This window comes from uncultured Winogradskyella sp. (assembly GCF_963975125.1).
GTDB lineage: Bacteria > Bacteroidota > Bacteroidia > Flavobacteriales > Flavobacteriaceae > Winogradskyella.
The window spans coordinates 1-6,269 of the sequence record NZ_CAXBGB010000119.1; the positions used below are offsets into that span (position 1 = coordinate 1).

Below are 6,269 nucleotides of genomic sequence, written 5' to 3' on the forward strand. Positions count from 1 at the left end.
GTTCCTGCTTTTAAACCAGATTCAAATGGATAGTACATATCTCGTGTATCTTCCCAGAAGTTTGAAAACTGATTTAATTTTTCCATGTCAAAATCATGAGAACGCTCATGATGTTTCATCATTTCAACAACCGCGTTAAAATTGGGCTGCGATGTTAAGCCAGATAGACCGCCTAAGGCGACATCAACAACATCTACACCAGCTTCAATAGCTTTTAGGTATGTAGCTGTTTGTAATGATGAGGTATCGTGTGTATGTAAGTGGATTGGTAAATTTACAGTGTCTTTTAAAGCGGCTACTAATTCAGTTGCTGCATAAGGTTTTAGTAAACCTGCCATGTCTTTTATAGCTATCATGTGTGCACCTGCATTTTCTAAGTCTTTGGCGAGTTGTGTGTAATACTTTAAGTTGTATTTGGTTTGTTTGGTGTCTAATATATCACCTGTATAACTCAGTGCAGCTTCAGCAATACCACCAGTTTTACGGACATAACTGATGCTTGGTTCCATGGCTTTCACCCAATTAAGCGAATCGAATATTCTAAAAATATCGACACCATTCTCCCAAGATTTTTCAACGAATTTCTCAATGAGATTATCAGGATAAGCTTTGTAACCCACTCCGTTAGATCCACGCAGTAACATTTGGAATAATATGTTAGGAACCGCTTTTCTGAGTTCTCGTAAACGTGTCCATGGGCTTTCGTGTAAGAAGCGTAAACATACATCAAAGGTTGCTCCTCCCCAAACTTCCATACTGAAAGTGTTCGAATGATTTTTTGCAAAACTTTCTGCAACTTTGAGCATATCGTAACTTCGCATTCGTGTTGCTAAAAGCGACTGATGCGCATCACGCATGGTTGTATCTGTATAATGGATTTTTTTATCTGCTTTTAACCATTTACAAAATTGTTCTGGTCCAAGCTCAGTGAGTAAATCCTTTGTGCCTTTTGGAAATGCATCTTTAGAACTGAATTTAGGAACTTTAGGTTCTCTAAACACTTTGTTTTCTTCTATAAACTTTACATCTGAATTACCGTTTACAACCACTTCTGCTAGGAAATTTATGGCTTTAGAAGTTCGGTCTTGAGGTAATTTTATATTAAATAACTCTGGCGTATTCTGAATAAAATTAACAGATACTTTACCACTTCTAAAAGTGTCGTGTTTAATGACATTCTGTAAAAAATGAATATTGGTTTTTACACCTCTAATTCTAAATTCTCTTAAAGCTCGTGTCATTTTTCTAATCGCTCCATCTAATGTTCTACCATGAGCAGAAACCTTAACTAACATGGAATCAAAAAACGGACTGACACTATAACTTTGATAAATGCTTCCTGCGTCTAATCGAATTCCCATACCAGAAGCACTACGATAGGTGGTAATATCGCCATAATCTGGTGTAAAATTATTTTCTGGATCTTCTGTCGTTAATCTACATTGAAGCGCAAAACCATAGGTTGATAAGCTATCTTGTTCATATATTTTTATTTGTTGATCCGATAACTTGTAGCCACCAGCAATAAAAATTTGTGTTTTTACTAAGTCTATTCCAGTTATCATTTCTGTAACGGTATGCTCAACCTGAATTCTTGGATTCACTTCTATAAAGTAAATATTATCATCTGGATCGACTAAAAATTCTACGGTTCCAATGTTATTATAATTGACCTCTGAAGTAATTGCTACAGCATATTTGTAAAGTGCATCCTTTACCTCTTGAGAAACATTAAACGATGGAGCTATTTCTACTACTTTTTGATGACGACGCTGCACGGAACAATCACGTTCAAATAAATGACGAATATTACCATGTCTATCTGCAACAATTTGTACCTCAATATGTTTTGGGTTTTCTACATATTTTTCTATAAACATAGTATCATCTCCAAACGCATTTAAGGCTTCGTTTCTGGCAGATTCAAAAGTGGTTTCTAAATCTGCGTCTGCCCTTATGACTCGCATACCACGACCACCTCCGCCAGAAGCAGCTTTAAGCATTACAGGATAACCAATTCTGTTGGCTTCAGAAATTGCAATGTCTAATGATTTAAGGTCGTTTTTGTTACTTTCTATAATTGGAACGTTACATTGTACAGCTATTTTCTTAGCTGTGATTTTGTCTCCCAAAGCATCCATAACATCTGGATCTGGACCAACGAAAATGATGTCATTTTCTGCACATCTTCTGGCAAATTCTGAATTTTCAGATAAAAAACCGTAGCCAGGATGTATGGCATCTACGTTTTTAGATTTTGCTAAGGCTACAATTTCTTCAATATCTAAATAGGGCTTTAAAGGCTCATTGTTTTCACCAATTTGGTAAGATTCATCAGCTTTGTTACGATGCTGCGAATAACGATCTTCATAGGTGTAAATGGCAACTGTAGCGATATTTAGCTCTGCACACGCTCTTAAAACTCTAATGGCAATTTCACTTCTGTTAGCGACTAATATTTTTTTAATTTTCATTGATGAGTGGCTGAGTTTATTTTATGATATAAGGGTTTTCGTTAACGTAATTTCTGGTAATAAAATCTAAACCATTACTTAGAAGTTCTCCCATGTTTTTAGATTTCTTAAAGTTTACATCTTTGGTTAACTTGAATAATCCAGTTTTTAATTGCTTAATTTTTTCAGGTGTAGAAATGGTATCTACTTTCATACAGTTTATGAGATCATCTAAACGTTCGTGTTCACTTGTTGCTCTTTTTGCCAACAGTGATCTTTCTTCTTTTTCGTACTGTTCTATAGATGCTTTGGCTAAAACTTTTAAACTCATCTTTACAAGAGCATTGTTTTCTTTTAGAAATTGTGGTTTATATACTTTTGGATTGCCTTCGTAACTTTGTTGATCGAAATCTATTGCGCGAATCCGGTATTGTACTCTGTCAAAATCTTGAGTAATAACAACAACGTAATTATAAGACCTCATATCTGCCAACAACCGTACAAAACAGCGTTCGTTAAATTTTACAAACTCTTTAGCTAAAGCGCGTTTGTCTTGTTCTGAGAGTATGTTTAAATGATTATTTATAAATGTATCTCCAGGAATTCCTAAAATATGCTCCTCAATAAGGGTGTCTTTATGGACTAAAAAGTTAATGTGGTTGGGTGATAATAAATGTTCTAATTCTAGGCCATAAATACGTGATGCATCTGCTTTTTTTATGTAAAGGAAAATATAATTATCGTTAAGAATGTTTCTAACTTTTACGCGAAAAGGTTTTGTATTGCCGAAGGTGCAAAAATCTATACTATCAATATTTAAATAATGAATGATATTTTCGCTACCATCGGAATGTAAGATAGAATACATTTGTTTAAGACTGTGTTCTATTTCGTCACGTTCGTATTCTGCATAATAACAACTTATCCAAAGTGTGTCTTTACCATTTTTGTCAAAAATTTCTATGGCACCTTGAAAGCGTAATAAGTCATCATAAAAAATGGGTATTTTAATGTTTCTACCTTGTTCAGTAAGGTAATTTGACAATAAATTACTGATAGGATAAGCTGGCTTTTTTTTAGAAATAAGTTTCTCGCTCATTACAATTTTTCATTTGGTCCAAAATAGTTCAAGTAAAATTATGAAGATTTACTACAACGTTTTCGTGAAAGTTACATAATTTATTAAGAAGCTGCATTTTAGCTGTTTAGATAATAGATGTGTGGTAAATTATTGACTATAACCTGATTCTTTTTTCAAAAAAAGCCGATGAGTAAAAAAAATTAAGTGTTTTCTGATACGCTGAGGTTTGGCTTCATTATTTAAGATTAAACTAATGTGGTCTTTATTTTATCTTTAACATATAATAATTCGAAAAAATTGAATAAAAAGATGCTATCTTTTACTCGTTTAACCAATTCAAAATTATCACCAGCTTTTACTTCGCCTTCCTCTAAAACTCTTACATAAGTACAAAAATGGCATTATTTATAAATTGTTGTAAGACAGCATCAGTGCTAAATTTATGAGCAAACGATAAGCAAAGTTTTCTTGGTTGGGTATTTTAGACTAAAGCTTTACCCAAATAAATTGGTACATCAGTTGGCTTTTTATAAATACCAGCTGTACTTTTTTGCCATACCATATAAACTTGGTTGGTTGTACACTATTAGTTGAGATGACTAACACTGATTAGGATTTAGTGGCTTTCCAATTTTCAAGAATTTCTTTTTCTTTTAAAAATAAAGTATCAGGATTTGCTTCAAATTTTTGCCTACGTTCTTCTGAAATAGCATCAGAGATCCACCAATCATAAGTGTCTTTTACTGTTTTTTTTAAAGGTCTGAATGTTAGACCAGCTGCGATAGATTTTGAGTTTGAGACTCTAGAAGAACCGTAATTTTTTTTACCTCCCATTATCCAAGGCACCGAATAATATACTTTGTTTTTTATTAAGAAATCATAATCATCTACCATTATAAATTCAGATTCAACATCGAAAGTCTTAGCAGCTTCTTTTATAAACTGTTGCATGGTTTGTGTGGATTTAGGACCAACTCCGTTGTAAGTGCCATATTGTTTATTTTCTGCAAGTCTAATAAACCATTCTGCAATATCTCTAACATCTGCATATTGTACAGGATCTTCTTTTTTTCCTGGGACTAGTATTTCACCTCCTTTTGCAAGTCTAATCGGCCAATGTATAAAACGATCGGTTTTATCTGCAGGACCAATCATATAGGTTGGTCTTATGACTATAGTACGTTCTTTGCCAAAAACTTTGATGGCTTCGAGTTCAGAATTTGCTTTCATCACTCCATATTCTTGTTCGTATTGTTCATTTTTAGAAAGACCTTTTGGCATTTCTAAAACTAGTTTTTTGTCTTCTTTAATGTCACTCGTTAGATAAGGATAATATACTCCTGTAGATGAGGTGTACATATATATCCCAACATTGTCTTTTAATAGGTTTGCGGTAGCTCTAGTCCATTCAACTTTTCGGCCAGAATTATCAATAACAACATCCCATTTCCTGTTTTCTAAAGCTGTGAGATTGTCTTGTCTATCTCCAATCAGTTGTTCTACTTGGTCAAATAATTCTGTGTGTACAGATGGTAATGTTTTTCCGCGAGTGAATGTTGAAACCGAATGACCACGAGATAAGGCATAAGCGACTTGGTGTGGTCCTAAAAAACTAGTGCCACCAAGAATTAGTATTTTTAGTTTTTTTGAAGATGTATCTGTTGTTTCTTGTTTAATTTCAGATTTACAACTAATGACACTGCTTCCTAATACTGGGATAGCTAAAGTTGCTAAAGCACCAGTTTTTATAAACGTTCTTCTTGTTTGCGATTTTTTCATCTTTATGGAATTTAGAATATAAAGTTATAAAAAAAGCGCAAGTTTATACAACTTGCGCTTTAGGGCTATTAATCCTAAGGGTAAAAGATCTTAATTAATCTTGTTAGTGCAGCAAAATTAAAACTATTATGCTGTTAAAAAATTGATGTATGATAAGAAATCTAAATGCTTGACAGCTCTTTTCGTATTCTACTTAAGCTTTCTGTAGTAATACCTAAATAAGATGCTATGTGATAGTTCTTTATGTTTTTTTCAATATTTGGATAGGCTTTTATAAAATTAAGATACCGCTCTGTAGCAGTTTGAGATAGATTAGATAATATCCTTTTTTGAAAAGAGGCAAATGCACGTTCGAGTTTTATTCTAAAAAAGCGATCTATTTTAGGAATTTCACTGTACAAATAATCTTTACCTTGTTTAGAGATTCTATAAAGTGTTGAATCTTGTATCGCCTCGATGGTCATTATTGCCTCTCCTGAATTGAAAAATGCTGTAAAGTCACTAATCCACCAATCTTTAATGCCAAATTGAACTGTGTGTTCTTTACCTTGCAAATCTACATGGTAAGTTCTTAAACAGCCATCTAAAATGTAGTATTGTAAATCAACAAGATCACCTGCGTTTAGCAAAATTGCTCCTTTTTTTACTTTGACTTTTTGAAATACAGATTCTATAATCTTAATTTCTTCTTCTGTAAAGTTAAGATCTTTAAAAATTTCTTTTATGACTGAGTTGTCTGATTTCACTTAAATAAATAAATAAGTTAAAGACAATAAAGTACGCAAAATAATTTAAGTATGTGTGTTAAATTCGATGCTATAAACTAATACTAGTTTATCTGCTTTTTTCTATAAGAAAAAGCCACTTTGTTTTTGCAAAGTGGCTTATATCTAAAGTGTATAAAAACTTATTCAACTTTTTTAGCAATTGTTTCTTGACCGCCTTGATATAAAGTA

The 6,269-nt window shown here is 32.9% G+C and carries 4 protein-coding genes; all 4 read right to left on the reverse strand.

Annotated elements, in window-relative coordinates:
• On the reverse strand, positions 1 to 2,474 hold a 2,474-nt coding region (locus tag AAC053_RS13240; protein WP_339757559.1), incomplete at its 3' end, for a pyruvate carboxylase.
• 16 nt (positions 2,475 to 2,490) lie between these two features.
• Positions 2,491 to 3,552 carry a hypothetical protein gene (locus tag AAC053_RS13245; RefSeq protein ID WP_339757562.1) on the reverse strand — a complete coding sequence of 354 codons (1,062 nt, stop codon included), beginning with the start codon at positions 3,550 to 3,552 and terminating at the stop codon, positions 2,491 to 2,493.
• Between the two features lie 591 nt (positions 3,553 to 4,143).
• Positions 4,144 to 5,313 carry an NAD-dependent epimerase/dehydratase family protein gene (locus tag AAC053_RS13250; RefSeq protein WP_339757565.1) on the reverse strand — a complete coding sequence of 390 codons (1,170 nt, stop codon included), beginning with the start codon at positions 5,311 to 5,313 and terminating at the stop codon, positions 4,144 to 4,146.
• A gap of 161 nt (positions 5,314 to 5,474) precedes the next feature.
• A complete protein-coding gene (locus AAC053_RS13255; RefSeq protein WP_339757568.1) occupies positions 5,475 to 6,059 on the reverse strand; it encodes a Crp/Fnr family transcriptional regulator in 585 nt (194 codons plus the stop codon).
• Between the last annotated feature and the right edge of the window lie 210 nt (positions 6,060 to 6,269).

What these genes read in the sequence shown, in the direction of transcription:
- AAC053_RS13245 (WP_339757562.1), bottom strand. Translation starts at nt 3,552, where the DNA reads ATGAGCGAGAAACTTATTTCTAAAAAAAAGCCAGCTTATCCTATCAGT.
- AAC053_RS13250 (WP_339757565.1), bottom strand. Translation starts at nt 5,313, where the DNA reads ATGAAAAAATCGCAAACAAGAAGAACGTTTATAAAAACTGGTGCTTTA.